The sequence below is a fragment of the Lewinella sp. JB7 genome (assembly GCF_024297185.1).
GTDB lineage: Bacteria > Bacteroidota > Bacteroidia > Chitinophagales > Saprospiraceae > Neolewinella.
Genome location: NZ_JANCTD010000003.1, coordinates 265,175 through 287,331, shown reverse-complemented (window position 1 = coordinate 287,331; position 22,157 = coordinate 265,175). Strand labels below are relative to the sequence as shown.

Here is a 22,157-nt window from a genome sequence, read left to right as displayed (position 1 = left end):
GGTCATAAAATTGACCGGTATGCGATTAACGTTGGCCTGGCTTCTGGTGGTCTTGCTTTGCTCCTGCGCCCCCGCCCAGGGAATGGACGGCGTGAGCGACCTGAATCTTGCACGCATCGATCACCAGCGGAACGCCATGTGCGTACTGGACGGTTGGGCCGTCGTGAACATCGGACTGGGGCTCGCGCTTCGCTCCACGACCACGGGTGAAAGTCGTCGCTTTCACGAAATGAACGCCCTGTGGAATACGGTCAACCTGGGCATCGCGGGGCTGGGCTACCTGGCTGCCACGCGCGATCCTGTGGCGACGGATCTCTATACCAGTTTGCAGAAGCACCACGGTTTCCAGAAGATCCTGTTACTGAACGCGGGGCTCGATGTCGGCTACCTGATGGGGGGACTCTACCTCCGGGGACGGTCCGGGCGGGTAGGTGCCGACGGGGAACGGCTGCGCGGGTATGGCAACAGTATTATGGTGCAGGGAGGCTTTCTGTTGCTCTTCGACCTCGCTAATTACTTCATTGCGCGGGGGCGGGACGAAGACTTTCGCCTGTTATTGGGAGCGGTAGGAGAGGGCGTGGGTCTCCGGGTAACCTTCTAAAATAAGAATTCCCCGAACCGTAAATACGGTATCGGGGAATATCAATGAATATTTTGGAGTTAGAAGCTTACTGAATACGTGTGTGTTATAGTGTCTAATCAAATAGCCTGTATTAGTGTAACTCGGACACTATCTAACTTGTTCGAGCAATCATTACAAAAAATAACTATTCGCGAGTGACCGACCGGCCCGAGCTCCGGTGTCCCGTATCTTGCGTCATTATTTCCTTCCGTGAAATTCATCCCGCTATTCATACTGCTACTTACCGGAACGGGGCTACACGCCCAGAGCGGCCGTATTGAGTACTTCACGGTTACGGACGGGCTGTCGACCCGGGAAATCAACGATCTGCACATCGGCGACGACGGTTACCTCTGGATCGCGACGATGGACGGGCTCAACCGCTTCGACGGACATGCCTTTATGAGTTTCGGGCAGGGAAGCATGAGCGAAGCCCGTCTGAGTCGGGGCGCCATCGAGTCGATTCGGGCCGACAACGAACGGCGCCTCATCATCACCTTCAACGAATTTTACGGCTACTTCGATCGCTTCGACCCACGCGACTTCTCCGTCGAGCAGGTGAGGATGGTGCCCAGCACCGGGGTGGTGGGGTATCCCCGGGCGATCGAAACGGATCAGTACGGCCGCACCTTCGTCGTGACCATCGGGCAGGAGGGGACGACCCTGTACGAGTACACCAACCGGGGTTTTAAAACCATTTTCAATCAGCCGGACGACGGCTGGCTGACCTTCGCGCCGCGGATTGAGTTGTTGCCACTCAGCAACGGCCAGTTTTTGCTGTACGACGAGGAGCACGGTTTTCGCCACCTATCGGCCACGGGGAAGGTGCTGACGAAGTTTTTTCCCCGCACCTCCAGTCAGCGCCGCTTCTACACCATGGCCGAGGGGCCGGAGGGCTACGTATACCTGAGCTTTCGCGACGGTTACCCCCTGTTCCGGTGGCGTCCCGAACGCGAGCGAAGTCCCGTCCCGGTCCCCGATCTGGACGCGGGCCTGCGCTACACTCAGGTGTTCAAGGATAAACTGGGGCAGTTGCTCTTCGTCGCTACCGAAGACATTCTCGGTCGGCGGTACCCCGACGAGTACTATCTCGTGGATACCTCCGGTACTTTTCAGCTGTTCGAACGGGAGCTGCCCATAGACCGGCTCGTCACCAGCGCGGCCGCCATCAACTTCAACGAAACGACCTATCTCGGTCTGCGCGAGGGACTCGGCGTGATGGAACGTTACGTAAAATCCATTCAAACCTACCTGACCAACAAGAACGGGAGCGATCTGTACCGCCACATCGTCACCGGCATCGCGGAGGATGCCGACGGTACGGTCTACGTGATGGAAGCCGACGGGCTGATGCACGCCCTGCAACGGGGCAGCAGCGAGTTGGAAAGCCGGCCGCTGGTAGATGAAGCGGGACAGACGGTCAGTTTGCGGGAAGCGACGCAGCTTACCTACGACCGAATCCGGAACGCGATCTGGGGCGTGGCCCAACCCCCGGGCTTTAGCAAGGGGGGACTGCTTTTTCGCTACGACATCGCTTCGGGTACCACGAAGACCTTCGACTCCGTATATCCCCTCAACTGTCTGGCCATCAGTCCCGAGGGGACGATCTACCTCGGGGCTTCCGACCCCCGCAAGGTTGGGTTGCTGCTCGAATTCTTCCCGTCCTCGTCGACCTTCATAGAGCTTAAGGACGGTCAGGGAAACGACGAGGGCATCCGCGGGCTGCGCATCAACTATCTCTACCCCTCCCGCAGTGGCCTATTACTGCTCGGCACCCGCAATCGCGGCTTGGTGGGTTACGACCTCAATACCGGTCACACCACCTTCTACAGCAACATCGACGGGGAGGACCAGCGTCTCGCCATGAACGCCTTTACCATCAACTGCATCTACGAGGACGTGGGTGGTAAGTGGTGGCTCGGCACCGACGCGGGACTACGCATTATGGATCCCGCCACGGGAACGGTCGAACGGTACGGTCGCCAGGACGGACTTAGCAGCAATACCGTGGTCGGAATCGTTCCGGATTCGGTGGGCGGCTACTGGCTGTCTACCCACAACGGACTGGTGCACCTGCCGGACAACATACAGAGCGGCCCCTTCCGTCGCTACTACCTGGAGGACGGCCTGGTCAATAACGAATTCAATCAGTTTTCGTTCCACCGCGACATGAGTGGACGCTATTTCTTTGGTGGAGATAATGGCCTGTCCGTATTCCGCGACGAGGACTTCAGCAGCGAAAGTGCCGGATCGGACGTCATGCTCACCGAAGTGGTCGTGTACGGGCGCGGAGAGAACCGTACCATCACGCGGAATCTCGACGAGCTGGAGGATCTGCTGGTGCGCGCCAACGAAAAGAGTATCGCGGTGTCCTTTGCCCTCCCGGTCGGCCAGCGCCCGAGCCTGACCCAGTTCCGGGTCAAACTGGAGGGGTTCAACGACGAGTGGCGGGAACTGCGTAACGAGCGGACGGTGCGCTACAACAACCTTCCCGCCGGCAAGTACCGTCTGCTGGTGCAGGGCGCCGGCGCTAACGGCAACTACGGCGAACAGATGCTCTCGCTCAATATCCGGGTGCGGCAATACCTCATTGAGAAGACCTGGTTCCAGTTCGTCATCGCCCTCGTGATCGTAGGACTTTTCTTCTTCATTCTCCAGGCGAAGTTGCGGGAACGGCTGCGCAACGAGCAGTTGCGGACCCAGCTGAGCAGTGATATTCACGACGAGGTGAGCGGACTGCTGGCGGGCATCACCCTCCAGGCCGAATTGCTGCAGGGTAAGACGGAGGACGAAAAGCTGCGTACGCGTCTGCAGACCGTAGGGGAGGCCGGACGCAACGCCATGTCGAAGATGAGCGACGTGATCTGGAGCATCGACAGCCGCCGGGATAACATCGGTAACCTGTTGCAGCGCATGCAGGAACACGCCGACGAGGTACTGCTACCACTCGACATCCGCTACGAATTCCGGGCGTCGGGCTTCAACCAGGAACGGGAACTGGCGGGGAACGTCCGTCAGGATCTCTACTTCATCTACAAGGAAGCCATCAATAACATTGCTCGCCACAGTCAGGCGACCTTCGTGGAGATTGAACTGGAGCAGTATGCGCAGACCTTCGAGATGTTCATCCGCGACAACGGCGTCGGCACGAAGAGCAAGGAGATACCGAAGTACTCCACCAGTCGCTTCACCCCCAAGACCGGGCAGGGAAAGGATAATATGCGCATGCGGGCCCAGCGCCTGCGCGCCGAGCTGACGATCGACGATCGTTCCGGATATACGCTCACGTTGCGGATGCGCCGGCTCGCCTGATCAGAGCTTCATCCACTTCAGGCAGGTCGGGCTGGGAACTTTCTTGACTACCTGATAGGCCTGCAGACCGCCGCCCGCCTGAATCCGAAATACCCCTACGCTGTGGTCCTTTACGTTACCCGTCAGTAACCACTTTCCGTCGGGAGAAAGGGAGACCTCGCGGGGGGCTTCACCGCCGCTGGGGTAAGTGTCGCGGGGTTGGTAGCGGTGACTAGCCGGGTCGAAACGAAGGGCGGTTACTACGCTGTACTTGCGGTCGCTGACGTACACGTTCCTGCCGGTAGCATCCACCCGGATCGCCGCTCCACTGGCCTCGTCGGCTACCCGCTCGGGTAGGTAAAGCGTGGTGTCCAGAAGGCGCGGTTTATCCCCACGCAAGTCCACGAGTACCGAAATTCCGCGGTATTCGCAGACGATCATGGCGTAGTCCCCGCTCGGATGCAGCGCGATGTGCCGGGGGCCGGCACCTTCCGGCAGGTTGAGTCCGTGGTCGGGTAGAAGATGCAGAGTGCCGTCTTTCTCCTGCCGGTCGAACACGCGGAGGCGATCGCCGCCGAGATCGCAGATGTACACCCGTGACCGGCGCGCGTCGAAGACGGCACAGTGGGCGTGGGGCGGGCGCCCGGCGCCCGCTACGGGTAGCTGAAAGTGCTGACGGTGTTCACCGATCGCGCCATCCTCCTTGCGGGCGAAAACGTCGACCGTTCCGCTGGTGTAGCTGCTGACGATCAGGGTGTCGCCTATTCCCGTCAGGTGACAGGGGTGATCGCCCGGCGTAAGGACGTCACTGAGTTGTTCGAAGCGGACACCACGTTTCTTGTCGCGGCTCACGTGGTACGCCACGACGCCGGGGCCCCCCTCCTGGGGGCACTCCCGAATGGCGTATACGACCTTGCGGGTGTTGTCGACCCATAGGTAGCTTGGATTAACGGTAGGGGTGTAGGCTCGGAATTCCAGCCTGCCCTCTCCCGGATAGAAATCGTACGCGGAGATACCGCGCGCCTTACCCGGCACGTCGTTCGGCATGTCCATCGTGTAAGCGCCCACCAGTAACAGCATCGAAAAGATTTTGCGGCGGGCAAGTTACATCAATTAAAATCCAGGTCCTCGCTGCCGAACATGTCGGCCAGAATGTCCCGGAAGTTAAGGCTGTTGTGTAGGGCTTCCTTATTCAGGACTTCCATCTCCGCCAGTCCCTGCAGGACCAGTTCCATGTAGAGGTACAGCTCGGTTTCGGACACTTCCCCCTCGAGGTGGGCACGCACGAACTTCCGGAGTCCGGCGACTCCATCCAGCGCCTTTCGGTAGGCCTCATTGCTGCCGTCGGTGAGGAGTTCGACCACGTGGCCGCCGCTGAAGTAGGCCCGGATGACTCCGTAGGGATCGCTGCCGCCCCGTCCGTCGGCCTTCACGTCAGTAGGGTCGGGAAAGTGTTCGAGAAAGCTGGTCTTGATGGATTGTCCGAGCAGCTTCATGGCTACGCCGTACGCGCCCTCCTGTTCTCCTTCGTACACCAATTCCACCTTACCCGTGATGGCCGGCACGACGCCCCAGAAGTCGGTGATGCGGGCGACCGTATGCGCGTCGCCGTTGATCAGCGCGCGCCGTTCGGCGGTAGACACCAGGTTCTCCAGTGCGGTGATGCTGAGTCGGGCCGAAACGCCGGACTTCTCGTCGATGTACTCGCTTTCCCGGGCGGCGAAGGAGAGTTGCTCGAGCATGATGTAGAGCAGCTCCGGCACCTCCACCAGCTCGGTCTGATCTTCCGTCAGCGTGGCTTCCTGAGCGGTTATACTCCGGGCGATGTCGACCGTACGGGGATAGTGGGTCAGGATCTGGCTTTCGATCCGGTCCTTCAGCGGGGTTATAATGCTGCCCCGGTTGGTGTAGTCCTCCGGGTTGGCCGTAAAGAGAAACTGAATGTCCAGCGGCAGCCGCAACTTGAAGCCCCGGATCTGGATGTCTCCTTCCTGCAGAATGTTAAAGAGGGAGACCTGAATGCGGGCCTGGAGGTCGGGAAGTTCGTTGATCACGAAAATGCCGCGGTGGGCCCGCGGCACGAGTCCGTAGTGAATCACGCGCTCGTCGGCGTAGGTCAGCTTTAGCGTGGCCGCCTTAATGGGGTCGACGTCGCCGATCAGGTCGGCCACCGACACGTCCGGAGTCGCCAGTTTTTCCACGTAGCGGTCGCTGCGGTGCCACCATTCGATCGGGGTATTGTCGCCCTGCTCACGGATCAGATCCACCGAAGACCGACTGATCGGTGCCAGGGGGTCGTCGTTCAGTTCACTTCCGGCAACGACGGGGACGTATTCATCCAGTAGATTGACCAGGAGGCGGGCGATGCGGGTCTTCGCCTGTCCCCGCAGTCCGAGCAAGAGCACGCTGTGGCGACTGAGGATGGCGCGTTGAATATCGGGTAGCACGGTATCGTCGAAGCCGATGATGCCGGGAAATACTTCCTCCTTATTGCGTAGTCGTTCGATCAGGTTTTCGCGCAGCTCCTGCTTCACGCTGCGGGGGGTATATCCGGTGGACTTCAGTTCACCGAGGGTCTTGGCCTGAGCCATAGATAGAGTAGTTAGATGGGGAAAAAAGTGTAACGGCTGGACGTACGATTGGTTGTGCTCGGCATTCAACGGGCACTGGGCTACGCAGAAACGAAAATATTATTGTGCAAGACCGAAAAATTTCGTAACTTCATAACATTATTTCACGGAATAACCCTCAAGCCATGGACTTCTTCGCCCTTCTCCTCATTGTCCTGCTGATTCTTTCGATTCTGGCAATGGCAGGTTACGTCGTTTACCAATTTATCGCCGGTCCGCGTACGCCCGCGCACTAGATCTTCGGTAACTGCCCGTAACCGTTTGCCTGACCCGCACCGGCGCTAACCACGCCGGATCACCCTTCCCATTTGATCTCCGGTACCTGACCCGCGTGGCCCAGGTAACGTGCGAGAACGAAGAGGTAATCGCTCAGGCGGTTCAGGTAGCCGATGATGACCGGATCGACTTCTACCAGCTCTACGGTTCGCCGTTCGGCCCGCCGGCACACGGTGCGCGCCAGGTGAGCGAAACTGATCGCCGGGCTGCCCCCGGGCAGGATGAAGTGCGTCATTTTTGGTAAGCTTTCATCCATTTCGTCCATGTAGCCCTCCAGCGTTTCGCTTGCCCCAGCGGGTAGGCGATAGTTGTTTTCCGCCCGATCGTCCGCCAGGGCAGCGCCGAGGGCGAAGAGTAGTTTTTGCTGCTCGAGCAAGTGGGCGCGGACGCGGGAGCCAACGGGATCGGTATCCCCGAGATGGTCCCGTAGCAATCCCACGCAGGCATTCAGTTCGTCAACGGTTCCGTAGGCCTCTACCCGGGGATCGGCCTTGCTCACCCGGCGTCCACTAAAAAGTCCGGTTTCTCCGCGGTCGCCCGTTCGGGTGTATATTTTCATTTCGCGGCGTCTTTTTCGAGTTTGGCGATGCGCTTGTAGAGTTCCGGCAACCGGTGAAAGAGCAGGGAGCTCTTAATCCAGTCGCGGTATCCGAAGGCCGGGGATCCGCCGAGTGCCTGTTGGGGTTCGCGTACGTGGCGGGCGATGCCCGACTGGGCCTGAATATTGGTGCCGTCGGCGATCGTCAGGTGACCCGCGAATCCGACCTGCCCCCCGATCCGGCAATTCGCCCCGATCTTGGTGGAGCCGGCCACGCCGGCCTGTGCCGCGATCACGGTGTTCATACCGATCTCGACGTTGTGGCCGATCTGGATAAGGTTATCCAGTTTCACGCCGCGCCGGATGTGGGTCGATCCCATGGTGGCGCGGTCAATGGTCGTGTTCGAGCCGATTTCCACCTCATCTTCGATCACCACGTTCCCTACTTGCGGCACCTTGCGGTAGTTGCCATCCCCGTCGGGTAGGAACCCAAAGCCGTCCGACCCGATGACCACGTTAGCGTGGAGGATGCAGTCGTCGCCCACGACACAATCACGCAGAACGCGGGCACCCGGGTACACGAGGCTGTTCTTACCGATCCGGACGTTGGGGCCGATGAACACCTGATCCAGGATCACCGTACCGTCGCCGATCCGGGCTCCCGCGCTCACGACCGTGAATTTGCCGATCCGGACGTTTTCCCCGAGCTGCGCATCCTCCTCGACGACGGCGTGCTGACTGATCTGCCGGAGGGTTTTGGCCGCCTCGGTCTGTTGGTACACCTGTAGCAGTCCGCTGACGGTTTCGTACACATTGTCCACGCGAAGCAGGGTAGGGGATACGGCGGACTTCGGTTGGAATTCCCGGCTGACCAGGACCGCCGTAGCGTCGGTGGTATACAGGTGATGCTCGTAGGCGGGGTTGGCCAGAAACGTTATTTGGCCGACTCCGGCCTCCTCAATCCGGGCCGGACCGGTTATGATCACGTCGGGGTCGCCATCGACGGTGGCGTCAATCATTTCGGCCAGGGCGGCGGCGGATATGTGCATGGAGTTCGGGTTGGCTTAGACGATGTCGGGCAGAGCGTCGCCCTCGTCGGTGGATGGTAGGATACGCTGGAGCACTTCGGCCTGCACACGCTGCATTTCGCGGAATTGTCGCAGGACCGCCGCCCGGAAGGGCTCGTCGACGTATTCGCGTAAGTGACCGAAATTACTCAGCCGCTCACCCTTGCGGAAGCGGTAGATCTGGGTGATCCCCGCCAATTCGAACTGTACGGGAAAGCGCCCGTCGTTCTCGAAAACCGTGATTTGCATCCGGGCATCCGGCAACCGGCCAACAATGCGCATGGGTAAGGATTTGCGGTAAATGTACTGCAAAGGCGCGACCTGCCCGCCCGGACCACCCCCCGGGGATTACTTACTTTTGCCGCCCATGAAGAGAATTATGATCTGCGGTTCCGGTGGTCAGCTCGGACAAAAACTCATCAGCGCCGCCAAGCATGCGCCGCGGGACTGGCGTATTTTTGCCTACAACCGGTCCAGCCTGGACATCACCCGCCCCGAAGACTTGCGGGTCGCCCTCGCCGAGGCACAACCGGATATCTGCTTCAATGCCGCAGCCTACACGGCCGTCGACCGTGCGGAGTCGGAACCCGAGATCGCTCACCGGATCAATGTTGACGGCTCCCGCCGCCTCGCCGCCGCCTGCTACGAAAACGGCGTACAGTTCGTACACTTCAGTACCGATTACGTGTACGCCGGTACCGGCAACCTGCCCCTCAAGGAAACGGATCCTACCCACGGCACCAGCGTTTACGCCCGCACAAAACTGCAGGGAGAGAACGAAGTTTTGCGTCACCACCCCGGCGCTCACGTGATTCGTACCAGCTGGGTCTACGCGGAGTACGGGCATAATTTCGTCCGCACCATGTTGCGTCTGGGACGGGAAAGGGATGAACTGGCCATCGTGGCCGATCAGGTCGGATCGCCCACTTACGCCGCCGATCTCGCCGCCGCCGCCATTCAGCTGGGAACTTCCGGCGCCACCCCGGGCATTTACAACTACAGCAATAGTGGGGTGTGCTCCTGGTACGACCTGGCGAAGGCCGTTCACGAGCTGGCCGGCATTCGCTGTAACGTACGGCCCATCTGCACCGCGCAGTACCCGACGCCCGCCAAGCGACCCGCCTACAGCGTCCTGAATACCGCCAAGATCGCCGCCGTGGTGGGTACCCCCCGGCACTGGCGGGAGGCACTCGTAGAGTGCATGGGGAAAATTGGGTAGCTAAGCGAGCCGGATCCGAGTCCCCCCACCGGCCCGGAGCGCCGCGATATTACCGATGGCCACTTCCCGCACGCCGGCCCGCAGGGCCGCGAAGGCGTTATCGAGTTTCGGCACCATACCGCCGGCGATCTTCCCCGAGCTTCGGTACTCCGCATAAGTTTCCGGCGTCAGTACGGGAATGACGGAGCCCGGATCGTTCACGTCCGTCAGAACGCCCGGTAGTTCGAAGCAGTACTGCAAATTCACCGGATGCTCCAGTCGGGCCAGAGCCGTGGCCGTCTCGTTCGCGATGGTGTCCGCGTTCGTGTTCAGGAGCTGACCGCGGCGGTCGTGCGTAATGGGACAGATCACCGGACGCAGGCCCAGGCGCAGCAGAGCATCCAGGAGGGAAGCGTTCACGGCCGTTACGTCGCCGGCAAAGCCGTAGTCAATTGCTCCGACCGGGCGCTTTTCGGCCAGCACGGCATTGCCGTCGGCCCCGCTGAGTCCGATCGCGTTGGTACCGCGGGACTGCAACTGGGCCACGAGGTCCTTGTTCAGGAGACCGGCGTAGACCATCGTAACGATTTCGAGGGTAGCCCGGTCGGTAACTCTGCGGCCATCCACCATTACGGGCTCCCGACCCATTTCCGTGATCACCTGGCTGGCCCGCCGGCCGCCGCCGTGAACCAGTACGGCCGGTTCCAACAGTCCGGAAAAATAGTCAAGGCCTTCGTGCAGCGTGGCCGGGTTGTTGATGACGTTGCCGCCAACCTTCAGTACGATCATGCCGCAAATATCTAATAAACCGGCTCTACGGTAATGCCGTTCGCGCGCAGGAGGGCAATCACCCCGGAAGATCCCCCCAGGTGGCCGGCCCCGACGGCGTAAACGGAGGGAGTCGCGGACAACCGTTCCATAATGGTGGGTACCCACTGCGCGTTGCGCCGCACGACCAGCAACTCCTCGAAGTTCCCGTAACCGGCACTTTCATCCGTGATCAACTGCGACATCTCCGCCACCGCGCGACGTTTGTACATGGCGACCATCTTTTCCAGGTCGGTCTCGCCCGTCCCCAGATCTTCACCCATGTCGGCGGCCACGGCCTTGTAGAGCATATCCGCCTGCACCGTGTAGGGAATGCTATCGAACAGGCTCAGCTGAAAGTCCATGGTCTCCAGGCCGCTGATGGGGCGATCGGCCGCCTCGGCAATTTTAGTGAGTTCGAATTCGTAGCTCTGCATGCCGTTGCTCCCGCCGCCGCCGAAGGGACCACCTCCGCTCATATCCTGACCGACCATCGCGGACAGGAACATGGGTTTCATGCGGTTGAGCATAAACATCGGCAGGCCCGTAGCGGAGAAGTAGCTCGCGATGCTGTCGTAGCGGGCGGCGGGCAACAAATCTTCCAGACTGGTATCGCCGCGCATGTTGATCTTACCCATCAGGCTCATCATCACCGCGGGATTCTGCATCTCGCGCGGGTCGATCTCGAAGAGGATCTCATCCGTTTCGTTGATCGCCCGGACCACCGTAGGCTCCAGAAAGTAATCGTCGCTCGGAATCATGTGAATGGTACCGAAGAGGTAGCTCGGGCGTTCGGCCTGCGGGTCGCTGATGCGCCACAGTAAACTGGTATCGTTGAGCGTGGGAGCGGTGGAAGCGGAAGTCGCCGCGGGCGCGGCTCGCTGGGCGGTAACGCGCGCGGCGGCGGCGGAGACCAGTACGGCAATAAAGACGAGGACAAGACGGTGGATATGCATAGTCGAAGGGGTATGCACGCAGTAACGCCGGGAGCTACCAAAGGATGAACGGGCGTTGCTAAAGTTGTGCTAAATCCCCTGCCGTAGCCGGCTCCGCGACCGGAATCCCGGAGGAAGAAGGCGCACGCTTACCTTTGCGTCGATGAAAGATATCTTCGATCTGCTGGGGCGTATCCTACTCTCCTTTATCTTCTTCTTCGAAGCCTACGACTACTTCGCCTTCGAACGGCTCAACCGCGAGGCCATGACGATCTACGGACTGACGTGGAACCAGGATTTCTTTCTGTACGGGGCCATCCTTTTACTGGTTCTGGGCGGGCTTATGATCCTGCTCGGGTACCGCATGCGCCTGGGGGCGTTGTTGCTCCTGATCTACTGGGTGCCACTGACTTTCATTGTCCACGACTTCTGGACGGAGCCCGACGGTTCCGAAGCCTTCCGCCTGCAGAGCCTTTTCTTCATGAAGAATTTGGCCATTTTGGGTGGACTCCTGCTGGCGGCGACTCACGTAAGCGGCCGCTATCGCTTGCGGAGACTCTTCGCCACTACGCGGGTATAGAAGGAAGCTTACTTCAGGCTTGCCAGGAACATCTGCGTCATTTGCTGGAACACCGGATCGTCGAAATCTTCCTCGATCACGTCGACCATGTCCTCGATGTCGTGGTCCACGACCGCTAGGAGCCCCCGGCGCAGGTAGCGTTTGGTGCGCTGATACACGGGGGCATGCACCTGCATCAGACGGCGGCAGTGCGCCTCCGCCCGGTCGATGACCTGATCCACTTCCACCGATTCGTTGACCAATCCCGCGGCCAGGGCGGCGTCGCTGTCGTACATACGCGCCTGCTGCACGGCCGTCCATGCCGTGGATTCCCCGGCGTAGTAGGCGAAGATGTCGGCCATCATCCGCGGAATTTGCAGACTCATATTGAACTCGTTCATCCCCACGGTATGCTTACTCCCACGGCCCATGACGCGGTAATCCGCCGTCAGGGCGATGATCGTGCCGCCGGCGGGAGCGTAACCCGTCACGGCGGCCACTAAGGGCTTTCGGAACCGCACCATCGTCTGCAGTGCCGAGAGATATGCCACGAAAAAATCGCGCAGGGCCGCCCGGTCGGAAGTAGCCAGCATCTTTACGTCCAGCCCCGCGCAGAAGCAGTGGGGCTTACCGGCAAGTACTACGCCGTCGATGCCGTCGTCACCGTCCAACTCGAGAAAGGTGGAGTGAAGATCGCGGGACAGGGGAGTATCGATGGCGTTGACCCGACCGTTGTCGAGCGTCACGGTAGCCAGCCGATCGGTTTTACTGATTCGAAGGGTGCTATATTCGGGCATCACGGGAATTGTTTGGGCTAATTTAGCGAAAATTCGCTGGTCGCGGCGTGACGTGGCCATTTCCCTTCCGTGATTGGCGGCGGGATAAACTTCCGGCGCCGTACTATTGTCATAGCAACAAAGTTTTCGATCATGCCCATCTATCACCACCTCGGCCAGTTGCCGCCCAAACGGCATACCCAGTTCCGGAAGCCGGACGGTACCCTGTACTACGAGCAGCTCTTCGGCACCGTTGGCTTCGACGGCATGGCTTCCCTCATGTACCACGTGGGGCGCCCCACTCAGGTAAAGAAGATCGTGGGGAAGCAAGATGTCAGTCCAAAGATTGCCGAAGCCAAGACCATCACGGCCCGAAAAATGCTGGGCTTCGACGTCGCCCCGGAAGATGATTTTCTGGACGCCCGCAAACCGCTTTTGGTCAACGACAGCGTCCAGATTGGGGTAGCCGCTCCCCGCAAATCCCTGCGCGACTACTTCTACAAAAATGCTGACGCCGACGAACTCCTGTTCGTCCACCGGGGCAGCGGTACCCTCCGTACGATGCTGGGCAACATCCCCTTCGAGTACGGAGACTATCTGCTCATCCCCCGCGGCATGATCTACCAGATCGACTTTGACACGGAGGACAACCGCCTGTTCTTCACCGAGTCCACGGATCCGATCTATACCCCGAAGCGTTACCGCAATCACTTCGGTCAGTTGCTCGAGCACGCCCCGTTTACGGAACGCGACTATATCCTACCCCGCGATCTGGAAACTCACGACGAGGAGGGCGATTTCACCATTAAGATTAAAAAGCAGGAGATGCTGCACGAGCTCGTGTACGCCAGCCACCCCTTCGACGTGGTCGGCTGGGACGGCTATAACTTTCCCTACGGCTTCAGCATCCACAATTTCGAACCCATAACCGGCCGTGTGCACCAGCCGCCGCCGGTCCACCAGACCTTCGAGACGAAATCATTTGTCGTTTGTTCCTTCTGCCCGCGCCTGTACGATTATCACCCCCTGGCGATTCCGGCGCCCTACAACCACAGCAACATCGATTCCGACGAGGTACTCTACTACGTGGACGGCGATTTCATGAGTCGTACGGGCATCGGGCCGGGTTACCTCACCCTCCATCCGGGAGGTATTCCCCACGGCCCGCACCCGGGCACTTATGAAGGCAGCATCGGCAAGACGTCCACCGAGGAACTGGCCGTGATGGTCGACACCTTCCGTCCGCTGCAGGTGACCGAGGAAGCCGCACGTATCGACGACGGCAAGTACTACCAGAGCTGGCTGCCGCATGAGTAAGCTCTTTACCGTTGCCCCGGATTCCGACTTTACCCTCGCCAACCTTCCCTTCGGAATTTTTTCCACGGCAGGGTCCGCTCCACGGGTAGGCATCGCGATCGGCGACCGCATCCTCGACCTCGCCGCCCTGGCAACGGAGGGGGGCTTCGATTTCGATTCTGCGGTACTCCACCGTCCCTACCTCAACGATTTTATCGCGCTCGGTAAGGAGGTAACCGGCAGGGCGCGGACGCAGGTGCAAACCTGGTTAAGGGAAGCCGATTCTCCCGTAGCCCCCCGACACCTCGTTCGACGCGAGGAGGCGACCCTCCATCTCCCGGTACGCATAGGGGACTACACCGACTTTTATTCCAGCATCGAGCACGCCACCAACGTGGGGCGAATGTTCCGGGACCCGGATAAAGCACTACTCCCCAACTGGCGACACCTGCCGGTGGGGTACCACGGCCGGGCTTCCTCCATCGTAGTTGACGGAACGCCCGTCCGCCGTCCCCGCGGACAGGTCCTGCCACCGGGGGCGGATGTCCCCGTGTTTCAGGCCACCGATCGCCTCGATTTCGAACTGGAAATGGCCTTCGTTGTAGGCAAGGACTCCACGCTCGGCGAAACGGTACGGGTAGACCAGGCCGAGGACTATATCTTCGGTCTGGCGCTCTTCAACGACTGGTCGGCCCGCGATGTCCAGCGGTGGGAGTACGTGCCCCTGGGCCCGTTTCTCGGCAAAAACTTTGCCTCTACCATGTCGCCCTGGATCGTTCCCCTCGAGGCACTGGAGCCCTTCCGGGTCGCCGGTCCCGAGCAGTCTCCGCGGGTGCTTCCCTATTTGCAAACTGACGTGCCGGGCAACTACGACATTCAGTTGGAGGTGACCGTGAACGACCGCACCGTTTCCCGCTCCAATTTTCGGTACATGTACTGGAGTATGGCCCAGCAACTGGCGCACCACAGCAGCAACGGCTGTAACGTTCGCGTAGGCGATCTCATGGCGTCGGGGACCATTTCCGGCCGGGATCCGTCGGCCTACGGTTCCCTGCTCGAGATTACCGATAACGGACGTTCCGGTTCCTTTCTGGCCGATCACGACACCGTCACCCTCACCGGCCACGCGGGGTCGGGCGCCGAACGTGTCGGCTTCGGGCGGTGCGGTGGCCGTATCCTTCCCGCTCATCCCAGTAGCCACTAACCGGCCGCATCACCCCTTATTCTTCCATGACCCTCGACCCCAACGATCTTTCCATTCCCGAACTGTACGGATACCTGTCCACCGCGGTAGCTCCGCGACCCATCGCCTTCGCTTCCACCATCGATGCGGAGGGCAGGGTCAATCTCAGCCCCTTCAGCTACTTCAACGTGTTCAGCACGGTGCCGCCGATCCTCGTCTTTTCCCCCATTCGCCGGGGAAGGGACGGCAGCAGCAAGGATACCCTTAACAACGTACTGGCCGTGCCGGAGGTAGTGATCAACATCGTCAGTTACCCCATGGTAGAGCAGATGTCCCTGACCAGTACGGAATATCCCGCGGGCGTAAACGAGTTCGAGAAGGGAGGCTTTACCCCCCTGGCCAGCGAAGTGGTACGCCCTCCGCGAGTGCGGGAATCCCCGGTTTCCTTCGAGTGTACGGTGGATCGCGTAATCCCCCTCGGCGACGGTGGCGGTGCCGGTAACCTGGTCGTCGCCCGGGTAGTACGCATCCATATTTCCGATCGGGTGACCGACGCCGACGGGGCCCTCGACACCCGTAAGCTCGATCTGGTGGCCCGGATGGGGGGCAACGATTATTGCTACGCCGGGCCGGACAGTCTGTTCGAGATCCCCAAACCCCTGCGGACCCTGGGCATGGGCATCGATCGGTTACCTTCCCACGTTCGCAACAGTTCCGTGCTCACGGGTAACAATCTCGGCCGTCTCGGCAACCTGGAGGGCATGCCGGAGGAGCAACTTATCGAACAGGTGCGCTCCCGACCGGAAGTGCAACGCGCCCGCCGGCGCGGGACGCAGCATCTTCACCAACTGGCCCAATCCTTCCTGCTAGAGGGTAGGGTAGCCGAGGCACTGGCCATGCTGCTCTGACGTGGCGGCCCGCCCCGTACGCCCACACCCCTTTGCAACTTCACCGATTGATTGATGATTACTACCGAAGATTTTCAGACGCTCCACCGATTTCCCGTGCTGTGGGGGGATATGGATTCCGCCCAGCACGTGAATAACCTGGTGTACCTGCGCTGGGCGGAAACCGTGCGCGTTACCTACTTTCAGGAGGTGGGAATCAATACGGCCTTCGCCCCCGGGGATACCGGCGCCATCCTGGCCTGGCAGGATTGTAAGTACACCTATCCGATGACCTACCCGGACACGGCTATCGTCGGTGCACGTACACTCACCATCGACGCCGATCGCTTCACCATGCAGACGGCTATCTTCAGCGCATTGCACCAGCGCCTCGCCGCCCTGACCCAACAAGTGATCGTTCCCTACGATTACGCCCGGCTACGCAAGGCCCCACTGCCGGAATCGTGGCTGCCCGGACTGGAAAAACTGCGGTAAAAACGGGGAGCGTGCGTGCGGGGTGGGCCATCTTGCCGCATGGCGTGTTAGAGGGGGCATGAATAGAGTTTTGCGCTACTTATTGATCTCTTTCGGCCTTTTGTTACTCGGATACGGCTGCGATTCTGCGGAAGCAGTACCCACCGGTGAGGCCGGGAAGTGGCTGTACTTGGGCCCCGACGGCGGGGAACACCCCTTTCGGTACGGCGATCTCGTGACGGTAGCGGGACCGGAAGCCCGCGTCCGCAGCGTCTTTTCTTCCCGGGATACGGTCATTCCGTTAGAGGGCACTCCCTGGCCGGACAGCCTCGCGCAGGGCGCTTCCTTCCTCAAACTGCGGACCGTCGCCGGTGGGGGAGACTTATCCGACCTTACCCGTCAACCCTTCCAATACCGGATCGGGGAACGTGAGTACTGGGCCAGCTTCGAACCCGCCTTCACCGGATTTCCGGAGTACGCCCGCCCGGAATCGAAGGATTTCGTCAATCATCTGAGCGACTGGAGCGCTACGACCCCCGGTCTACAGTATTCGGAGTATACCGTCCCGGTCACCGAGCCCCAGCCCGTGGTAGTGCTGGCCGAGCGCAACCGCAGTCAGTACCTCGATAACCTGATCGTGGTCCTCGACACGCTGACCGCCGGCGAGTACCGCGGACGTGTCGTTCGCGACGGACAGGTCGTGCCCATCACTTTGCGCAAGTTGGGACTGCGGGAAAGTAGCTACACGCCCCAGTCCTTCGTCGATTACGTGAATCAGGGCTATTCCCGCAGCTTTCTGCTCATCCCCCCGTCCAGAACCCGGGAGGGCGCCGGGGTGGTCGACGCCAAGCGCCTGCCGCGCCGCAGCCTCATCGACGCCGGTGATCTGGGCAACATCAGCGCCAGTTTTCTCGACGACGGCACCGTGCTTTTTCTCTCCAACGACCACATCGTTCTACAGGGAGGCTACGTACTGGACCTCGACAAGGGTCTGCTTACCGTCTCCGACGATACCGACGCTTCCTACCGGGTGTTCGTCGATACCCGCCAGGGCATCACCTTTACCCTACCGGTGTCGGTGGTGGAACTGGAGGGAAGCCGGTTGCGGGGAGAAGACAACTACCTGCGGATCGAAGTCGTGGAATAGGCCTTAGCTGTTGAGCCGGATGAACCCACCGTCAATGGGGAAATCCGTCCCCGTGATGAAGGACGCTTCATCCGAGCACAGGTAAACCGCCAGGTCGGCGATCTCGCGGGGCTGCCCCATCCGACCGATGGGTTGGGTGGCCGATAATTGGGCGAACATTTCCTGCTCCCGACCGGGATAATTCTTGGCGATGAAGTTGTCCACGAAGTCGGTATGCACCCGGGCCGGTGAAATACTATTGCACCGAATGCCGTAGGCCAGGTAGTCTTTCGCGATGGAGTAGGTCATGCTGAGGACGGCCCCCTTGGTCATCGAGTAGGCGAAGCGATCGGCGAGGCCGACCGTGCCGGCGATGGAGGCCATGTTCAGGATCACCCCGCCGCGCTCCTTCATGTGTTTTACGCAGGCCAGGGCGCAGTTATATACCCCCTTTACGTTGACGGCGTACAGGCGGTCCAAATCCGCCTCGGTCGTTTGTTCGAGATCACCGACGAAGCCGATTCCGGCATTGTTGATCAGGAGGTCGATCGGGCCCGCGCTCGCAATGCGGTCCACCGTTGCCGCTACCTCCCGTTGCTGGGTCACGTCGCAGGAGTGGTGACGCGGACCATCACCTTCCAGGTCCAGGGTGTGTACCGTAGCTCCCTGTTCGGTCAGGGCTTCGGCGATGGCGCGGCCGATGCCGGAGTTGCCGCCGGTGACGATGGCGATTTTGTTGTCGAGAGAGTAGCGCAAGGGTAGTGTGGAGTTAATGTGAACGGTGGGGGTTACCGTGCGCCGAAGGGAAAGACCGCCGAGGGGGTACGCGCGTTGCGGAGTATGGCTTTCAGTTCTTCGACGACGTCGGGATGGGCGTCGGCTACGTCGGTCGTTTCCCCGATATCCTGATTCAGATCGTACAGCTCGAGCGGACCGTCCGGATCCGCGAACACGTCGTAGCGCACCCCCTTCCAGCGTCCCGCGCGCACCGCCTGCCGCCCGCCCCGTTCGTGAAATTCCCAGTACAGGTAACCGTGCTGGCGCTGGTCGGCGGTTCGTCCCTCCAGGGTGGGTAGGAAGGATAAGCCGTCGAGGCTATCCGGTGGCGCTACGCCGATCAGTTCGGCCAGGGTGGGGAATACGTCCCAGAAGGCGGAAACGTGGTCGGTGCGTCCCGGGGCAATCCTGCCGGGCAGAGAGGCAATCATCGGGACCCGTATGCCGCCCTCGTACAGATCGCGTTTGTAGCCGCGCAGCGGGCCGTTACTGTCGAAGAAGTCGGGGTCCGCGCCCCCTTCCAGGTGAGGTCCGTTATCGCTGGTAAACACGACCAGCGTATGGTCCGTCAGTCCGAGCGCCTCGAGGGTGTCGAGAATTTGCCCGACCTGCTGGTCGAGGGTGGTGACCATGGCGGCGAAGGCGGCGTGGGGACGGGCGGCCGACTCGTAGGGCCCCTCCCGGTACCGTGGCCCGTCGTCGGTACCCCGGTAGGGGGTTTCGTTACCGAACTGTTCGGCGAACATCGTCACCAGACTGTCCGCCGCGGCCAGTTCGGCGTGGGGCAGCTGACTCGGGTAGAAGAGGAAGAAGGGCCGGTCGCGATTTTCGGTGATGAAGGCCAGGGCTTGTTCGTGGATGAGGTCCGGCGCGTAGATTTCCTTGGCCCGACCCGCATTGCCGGGCAGTTCCATCTTTTGTTGATTGTCCCACAGGTGGCGGGGGTAGTAGTTGTGGGCCAGGCGCTGGCAGTTGTAGCCAAAGAAGTCCGTGAATCCCTGATTGTTGGGGTCACCCGTGGAGGCCGGCGGTCCCAGCCCCCACTTACCGAAGGCCCCGGTGGCGTATCCGTTATCCTGCAGGAGTTCGGCGAGGGTATAGATGCTGTCGGGGATGGGATACTGCCCCTCCGGGTCCATGGCCTTGTTGCCGCGAATGAAAGTATGGCCCGTGTGGAGTCCGGTCATCAGGGAGGACCGGGAGGGCGCGCATACCGTACTACCGCTATAGTGTTGGGTGAACAGCATGCCGCGCCGGGCCAGCCGGTCGATATTCGGGGTGGAAAAATGCTGCTGTCCGTAGCAGCTCAGGTCGCCGTAGCCCAGGTCGTCGGCCAGAATGTAGACGATGTTCACGGGCACGGACGTATCCTCCAGATCGTCCAGGGTTGGGGCGGGGCCGCAGGAGCCGAGCAACAGCAGGAGCAGGGCCGTTATGGCAGCGGACTGAAGGCGATGGAAGCAGAGGACGTGTAGTCCGGCTCGGAGGGAGTGGAATAGCATAGGGGGAAGGTAGCGCTGCCGGGCAAATTACGCGACAGCCCGGGGAAAGGTCCGTCGGATCAGCGTTTGAGGAGCTCGGCGATGGATTCGCCCAGTTGATTAATCTGGCGCAGGGGAGCGGTCAGGCTCGGATCCCGGAACGCCACGGCGGGTGAGTCCTCCACCCCTTCCTGCATGGGATAGATGATGATGAAGCTGTAAGGTTGGAAGTAGCGATTGAGGTGGGCCGGGATCTTACGCATGCCGCGCTGAAAGGAGGGCTGACCCGGACGACTCATGATGAGAATAAGGTTGTCGTTGGGCTGAAACTCTCGGGCCAGGATGAGGAAGTCGTCCCAGTCGTTGAACTCACTGAAGACCGCATCGATCGGCGCGGTCCGCTGCCGTTCCCGGCAGGCTTCCAGAGCTTCGGGGGGGCCGTGGAAGACCATGCGGGCACCTGAGTTCTTTCCGATGTTCCACACTTTAGCCAGCCAGGCCGGGAACCCGGGCTCCATCTCCGCATGATGCGGCAGCACGATGCGGTGGCGCCGGAGGGTAGCAAAGGGTTGCACCGGTTTGTAGAGCAGCGTGGTGATGTTGCAGCGCGTCAGAATGCCCTCCGTCAGGTGCCCGAGAAAGGTATCCGTGATACCCTTGCTGACGTGTACCCCCATGATGAGATCGGTAATGCGGTGTTCCTTTACGACGCTCGTGATTCCATTGACGACGCTGAGATCGTAGCGCAGGAGTTCCAGCAGGACGTTGTCGGTGGCGGCGGCCGTCACGGCCGCCCGTTGCAGGAGCTTGCGGGCCCGCATCTCGCCGCTGGCATCCTCGGTGTCGTGGTCGACGACGCTGAGCGCGTACAGCTGACTGCCCCGCCGGTCACCCCTGACGGTAACGCCCAGGTTGATCAGCTCGTCCGTCGTGTCCTGATTGCTGACGGGAATAAGGATGCGTTCCCGTCGGGGAAGTTCGGCGGAAGGAGCCTCAGCTTCTTCCCGTCGGGCTACGTTACGTGCCCCGCGCTGAGCCACCAGGGAGGCAGTGGTGCAGGTGACCAGGATCATCAGGATCGTACCGTTCAGCACGTTCTCGTCGAGCAGTCGCAGCGGGAGGCCGGTGGGGGTGGTCCCGACGATGGTGTTGTAGCCCACGAGCACCGCCGCCAGGGTCGCCGCCGCCTGGGCGTTGCTGAGGCCGAAGATGAGGCGGCGCTCGTCTACGCTGAAGCCGAAGGTTCGCTGCGTCAGCCAGGCAGCCGTGAACTTCGCGACGGTAGCTACTACCGTCATCACCACCGCCACCCGGATGGTGTCCAGATCGGTGATGAACGCCCGGAAATCGATGAGCATACCCACGCCGATGAGGAAGAAGGGTATGAAGATGGCGTTTCCGACAAACTCGATTCGGTTCATCAACGGAGAAGTGAGGGGGATAAGCCGGTTGAGCGCAAGCCCGGCCAGAAACGCCCCGATAATACCCTCCACGCCGGCGAGTTGGGCCAGCACCGCACCGAGAAAGACCATCGCTAACACAAACACGTACTGTGATACGCTGTCGTCGAAGCGCTTGAAGAACCACCGCCCGACCACCGGAAAGCCCAGGAGCACGAATGCTCCGAACGCGGGCACGGACACCCCCAGTCGGAGCCAGAACGCCGCGTTCACCTCCCCCCGGGTCATGCCTACGATTACGGCAAGCACTAGGAGTGCCAGGACGTCGGTGATCACCGTTCCCCCCACGGTGATGTTCACCGCCCGGTTCTTCGCTACCCCCATGCGGCTGACCATGGGGTAGGCGATCAGGGTATGGGAGGCGAACATACTGGCCAGCAAAATCGAGGTAAGCGTTGGGTACCCCAGGACGTACAGGCCGGTTACAATGCCCAGCGTCAGTGGAATCAGGAAGGTGTACAGACCGAAGACGGCGCTCTTGCGACTGTTCTTCCGAAACTCGGCCAGGTCGATCTCCAGGCCCGCCAGAAACATGATGTACAACAGGCCCGCCGTGCCGGACAGGATGATCCCGCTATCGCGCTCCATGAGGTGCAGGCCGTAGGGACCGACTACCGCTCCGGCGATGATTAGGCCCAGTAGATGAGGTATGCGAAATTTATTGAGGATCAGCGGAGTGAACAGGATGATCACCAGGATCAGTAGAAACTTCACTACCGGGTCGGTCAGGGGCAGGGAAACATCAATCTCCAGCAGGAGCAGTGGCGGCATGGT

The 22,157-nt window shown here is 60.8% G+C and carries 20 protein-coding genes; 9 read left to right on the top strand and 11 right to left on the bottom strand.

Annotation, left to right across the window (positions count from 1 at the left end; translation table 11 throughout):
- The first annotated feature begins 19 nt into the window (after positions 1–19).
- The gene (locus NMA52_RS07380; RefSeq protein WP_254827018.1) at positions 20–601 is read left to right on the top strand and encodes a hypothetical protein; all 582 of its coding nucleotides are present in this window, start codon (positions 20–22) and stop codon (positions 599–601) included.
- A gap of 231 nt (positions 602–832) precedes the next feature.
- On the top strand, positions 833–3,934 hold the full coding sequence (locus NMA52_RS19105) for a triple tyrosine motif-containing protein (protein WP_254827017.1): 3,102 nt from the start codon (positions 833–835) through the stop codon (positions 3,932–3,934).
- Here the strand turns inward: NMA52_RS19105 and NMA52_RS07370 are convergent, their stop codons facing one another.
- The 5 genes from NMA52_RS07370 to NMA52_RS07350 all read right to left on the bottom strand — a co-directional run bounded on the left by NMA52_RS07370 (position 3,935) and on the right by NMA52_RS07350 (position 8,706).
- Complete coding sequence (locus tag NMA52_RS07370; RefSeq protein ID WP_254827016.1) at positions 3,935–4,993, bottom strand: beta-propeller fold lactonase family protein; 1,059 nt, start codon at positions 4,991–4,993, stop codon at positions 3,935–3,937.
- A 29-nt stretch (positions 4,994–5,022) separates the two neighbouring features.
- Positions 5,023–6,504 (bottom strand): sigma 54-interacting transcriptional regulator, encoded by a 1,482-nt coding sequence (locus NMA52_RS07365; protein WP_254827015.1) that lies wholly within the window; start codon positions 6,502–6,504, stop codon positions 5,023–5,025.
- 334 nt (positions 6,505–6,838) lie between these two features.
- Positions 6,839–7,378 carry a cob(I)yrinic acid a,c-diamide adenosyltransferase gene (locus tag NMA52_RS07360; RefSeq protein WP_254827014.1) on the bottom strand — a complete coding sequence of 180 codons (540 nt, stop codon included), beginning with the start codon at positions 7,376–7,378 and terminating at the stop codon, positions 6,839–6,841.
- Positions 7,375–8,406, bottom strand: a complete 1,032-nt coding sequence (gene lpxD, locus NMA52_RS07355) for a UDP-3-O-(3-hydroxymyristoyl)glucosamine N-acyltransferase (RefSeq protein WP_254827013.1) — start codon at positions 8,404–8,406, stop codon at positions 7,375–7,377. Before lpxD ends, NMA52_RS07360 begins: the two co-directional genes overlap by 4 nt.
- A 15-nt stretch (positions 8,407–8,421) precedes the next feature.
- Positions 8,422–8,706, bottom strand: a complete 285-nt coding sequence (locus NMA52_RS07350) for a hypothetical protein (RefSeq protein ID WP_254827012.1) — start codon at positions 8,704–8,706, stop codon at positions 8,422–8,424.
- Between the two features lie 85 nt (positions 8,707–8,791).
- Between NMA52_RS07350 and rfbD the strand changes: the two genes are divergently transcribed.
- A complete protein-coding gene (gene rfbD, locus NMA52_RS07345; protein WP_254827011.1) occupies positions 8,792–9,643 on the top strand; it encodes a dTDP-4-dehydrorhamnose reductase in 852 nt (283 codons plus the stop codon).
- Here the strand turns inward: rfbD and argB are convergent, their stop codons facing one another.
- Positions 9,644–10,411 carry an acetylglutamate kinase gene (gene argB, locus NMA52_RS07340; protein ID WP_254827010.1) on the bottom strand — a complete coding sequence of 256 codons (768 nt, stop codon included), beginning with the start codon at positions 10,409–10,411 and terminating at the stop codon, positions 9,644–9,646. It abuts the gene before it with no gap.
- A gap of 11 nt (positions 10,412–10,422) precedes the next feature.
- Positions 10,423–11,385: a TraB/GumN family protein gene (locus tag NMA52_RS07335; RefSeq protein ID WP_254827009.1), complete on the bottom strand. Its 963-nt coding sequence runs from the start codon at positions 11,383–11,385 to the stop codon at positions 10,423–10,425.
- 142 nt (positions 11,386–11,527) lie between these two features.
- Here NMA52_RS07335 and NMA52_RS07330 point away from each other — a divergent pair, with 142 nt between their 5' ends.
- Positions 11,528–11,944, top strand: a complete 417-nt coding sequence (locus NMA52_RS07330) for a DoxX family protein (protein ID WP_254827008.1) — start codon at positions 11,528–11,530, stop codon at positions 11,942–11,944.
- An 8-nt stretch (positions 11,945–11,952) separates the two neighbouring features.
- On the opposite strand, the gene NMA52_RS07325 is transcribed toward NMA52_RS07330, so the two are convergent.
- Positions 11,953–12,720 (bottom strand): enoyl-CoA hydratase/isomerase family protein, encoded by a 768-nt coding sequence (locus NMA52_RS07325; RefSeq protein WP_254827007.1) that lies wholly within the window; start codon positions 12,718–12,720, stop codon positions 11,953–11,955.
- A gap of 132 nt (positions 12,721–12,852) precedes the next feature.
- Between NMA52_RS07325 and NMA52_RS07320 the strand changes: the two genes are divergently transcribed.
- The 5 genes from NMA52_RS07320 to NMA52_RS07300 are packed head-to-tail and all read left to right on the top strand — an operon-like array spanning position 12,853 to position 17,686.
- Positions 12,853–14,016 (top strand): homogentisate 1,2-dioxygenase, encoded by a 1,164-nt coding sequence (locus NMA52_RS07320; protein ID WP_254827006.1) that lies wholly within the window; start codon positions 12,853–12,855, stop codon positions 14,014–14,016.
- Entirely contained in the window at positions 14,009–15,199 is a 1,191-nt protein-coding gene (fahA, locus tag NMA52_RS07315) for a fumarylacetoacetase (protein WP_254827005.1), read from the top strand. The genes NMA52_RS07320 and fahA overlap by 8 nt, the downstream gene beginning before the upstream one ends.
- Positions 15,200–15,225: 26 nt before the next feature.
- Positions 15,226–16,086: a flavin reductase family protein gene (locus NMA52_RS07310; protein WP_254827004.1), complete on the top strand. Its 861-nt coding sequence runs from the start codon at positions 15,226–15,228 to the stop codon at positions 16,084–16,086.
- A 54-nt stretch (positions 16,087–16,140) separates the two neighbouring features.
- A complete protein-coding gene (locus tag NMA52_RS07305; protein WP_254827003.1) occupies positions 16,141–16,560 on the top strand; it encodes a thioesterase family protein in 420 nt (139 codons plus the stop codon).
- Positions 16,561–16,618: 58 nt separating this feature from the next.
- Positions 16,619–17,686 (top strand): hypothetical protein, encoded by a 1,068-nt coding sequence (locus NMA52_RS07300; protein WP_254827002.1) that lies wholly within the window; start codon positions 16,619–16,621, stop codon positions 17,684–17,686.
- Between the two features lie 3 nt (positions 17,687–17,689).
- Here the strand turns inward: NMA52_RS07300 and NMA52_RS07295 are convergent, their stop codons facing one another.
- The 3 genes from NMA52_RS07295 to NMA52_RS07285 are packed head-to-tail and all read right to left on the bottom strand — an operon-like array spanning position 17,690 to position 22,154.
- Positions 17,690–18,421, bottom strand: coding sequence for an SDR family NAD(P)-dependent oxidoreductase (locus NMA52_RS07295; protein ID WP_254827001.1), 732 nt, complete (start codon positions 18,419–18,421; stop codon positions 17,690–17,692).
- Between the two features lie 32 nt (positions 18,422–18,453).
- Positions 18,454–19,944 (bottom strand): arylsulfatase, encoded by a 1,491-nt coding sequence (locus tag NMA52_RS07290; RefSeq protein ID WP_254827000.1) that lies wholly within the window; start codon positions 19,942–19,944, stop codon positions 18,454–18,456.
- 59 nt (positions 19,945–20,003) lie between these two features.
- On the bottom strand, positions 20,004–22,154 hold the full coding sequence (locus tag NMA52_RS07285; RefSeq protein ID WP_254826999.1) for a cation:proton antiporter: 2,151 nt from the start codon (positions 22,152–22,154) through the stop codon (positions 20,004–20,006).
- Positions 22,155–22,157 lie beyond the last annotated feature (3 nt).

Coding starts and splice junctions, on each gene's coding strand:
- NMA52_RS07300 (WP_254827002.1), top strand. CDS start 16,619: ATGAATAGAGTTTTGCGCTACTTATTGATCTCTTTCGGCCTTTTGTTA.
- NMA52_RS07350 (WP_254827012.1), bottom strand. CDS start 8,706: ATGCGCATTGTTGGCCGGTTGCCGGATGCCCGGATGCAAATCACGGTT.
- NMA52_RS07370 (WP_254827016.1), bottom strand. CDS start 4,993: ATGCTGTTACTGGTGGGCGCTTACACGATGGACATGCCGAACGACGTG.
- argB (WP_254827010.1), bottom strand. CDS start 10,411: ATGATCGTACTGAAGGTTGGCGGCAACGTCATCAACAACCCGGCCACG.
- NMA52_RS07290 (WP_254827000.1), bottom strand. CDS start 19,944: ATGCTATTCCACTCCCTCCGAGCCGGACTACACGTCCTCTGCTTCCAT.
- fahA (WP_254827005.1), top strand. CDS start 14,009: ATGAGTAAGCTCTTTACCGTTGCCCCGGATTCCGACTTTACCCTCGCC.
- NMA52_RS07305 (WP_254827003.1), top strand. CDS start 16,141: ATGATTACTACCGAAGATTTTCAGACGCTCCACCGATTTCCCGTGCTG.
- NMA52_RS07335 (WP_254827009.1), bottom strand. CDS start 11,385: ATGCATATCCACCGTCTTGTCCTCGTCTTTATTGCCGTACTGGTCTCC.
- NMA52_RS07380 (WP_254827018.1), top strand. CDS start 20: ATGCGATTAACGTTGGCCTGGCTTCTGGTGGTCTTGCTTTGCTCCTGC.
- NMA52_RS07320 (WP_254827006.1), top strand. CDS start 12,853: ATGCCCATCTATCACCACCTCGGCCAGTTGCCGCCCAAACGGCATACC.
- NMA52_RS07365 (WP_254827015.1), bottom strand. CDS start 6,504: ATGGCTCAGGCCAAGACCCTCGGTGAACTGAAGTCCACCGGATATACC.
- NMA52_RS07330 (WP_254827008.1), top strand. CDS start 11,528: ATGAAAGATATCTTCGATCTGCTGGGGCGTATCCTACTCTCCTTTATC.
- rfbD (WP_254827011.1), top strand. CDS start 8,792: ATGAAGAGAATTATGATCTGCGGTTCCGGTGGTCAGCTCGGACAAAAA.
- NMA52_RS07310 (WP_254827004.1), top strand. CDS start 15,226: ATGACCCTCGACCCCAACGATCTTTCCATTCCCGAACTGTACGGATAC.
- NMA52_RS07360 (WP_254827014.1), bottom strand. CDS start 7,378: ATGAAAATATACACCCGAACGGGCGACCGCGGAGAAACCGGACTTTTT.
- NMA52_RS07285 (WP_254826999.1), bottom strand. CDS start 22,154: ATGCCGCCACTGCTCCTGCTGGAGATTGATGTTTCCCTGCCCCTGACC.
- NMA52_RS07325 (WP_254827007.1), bottom strand. CDS start 12,720: ATGCCCGAATATAGCACCCTTCGAATCAGTAAAACCGATCGGCTGGCT.
- lpxD (WP_254827013.1), bottom strand. CDS start 8,406: ATGCACATATCCGCCGCCGCCCTGGCCGAAATGATTGACGCCACCGTC.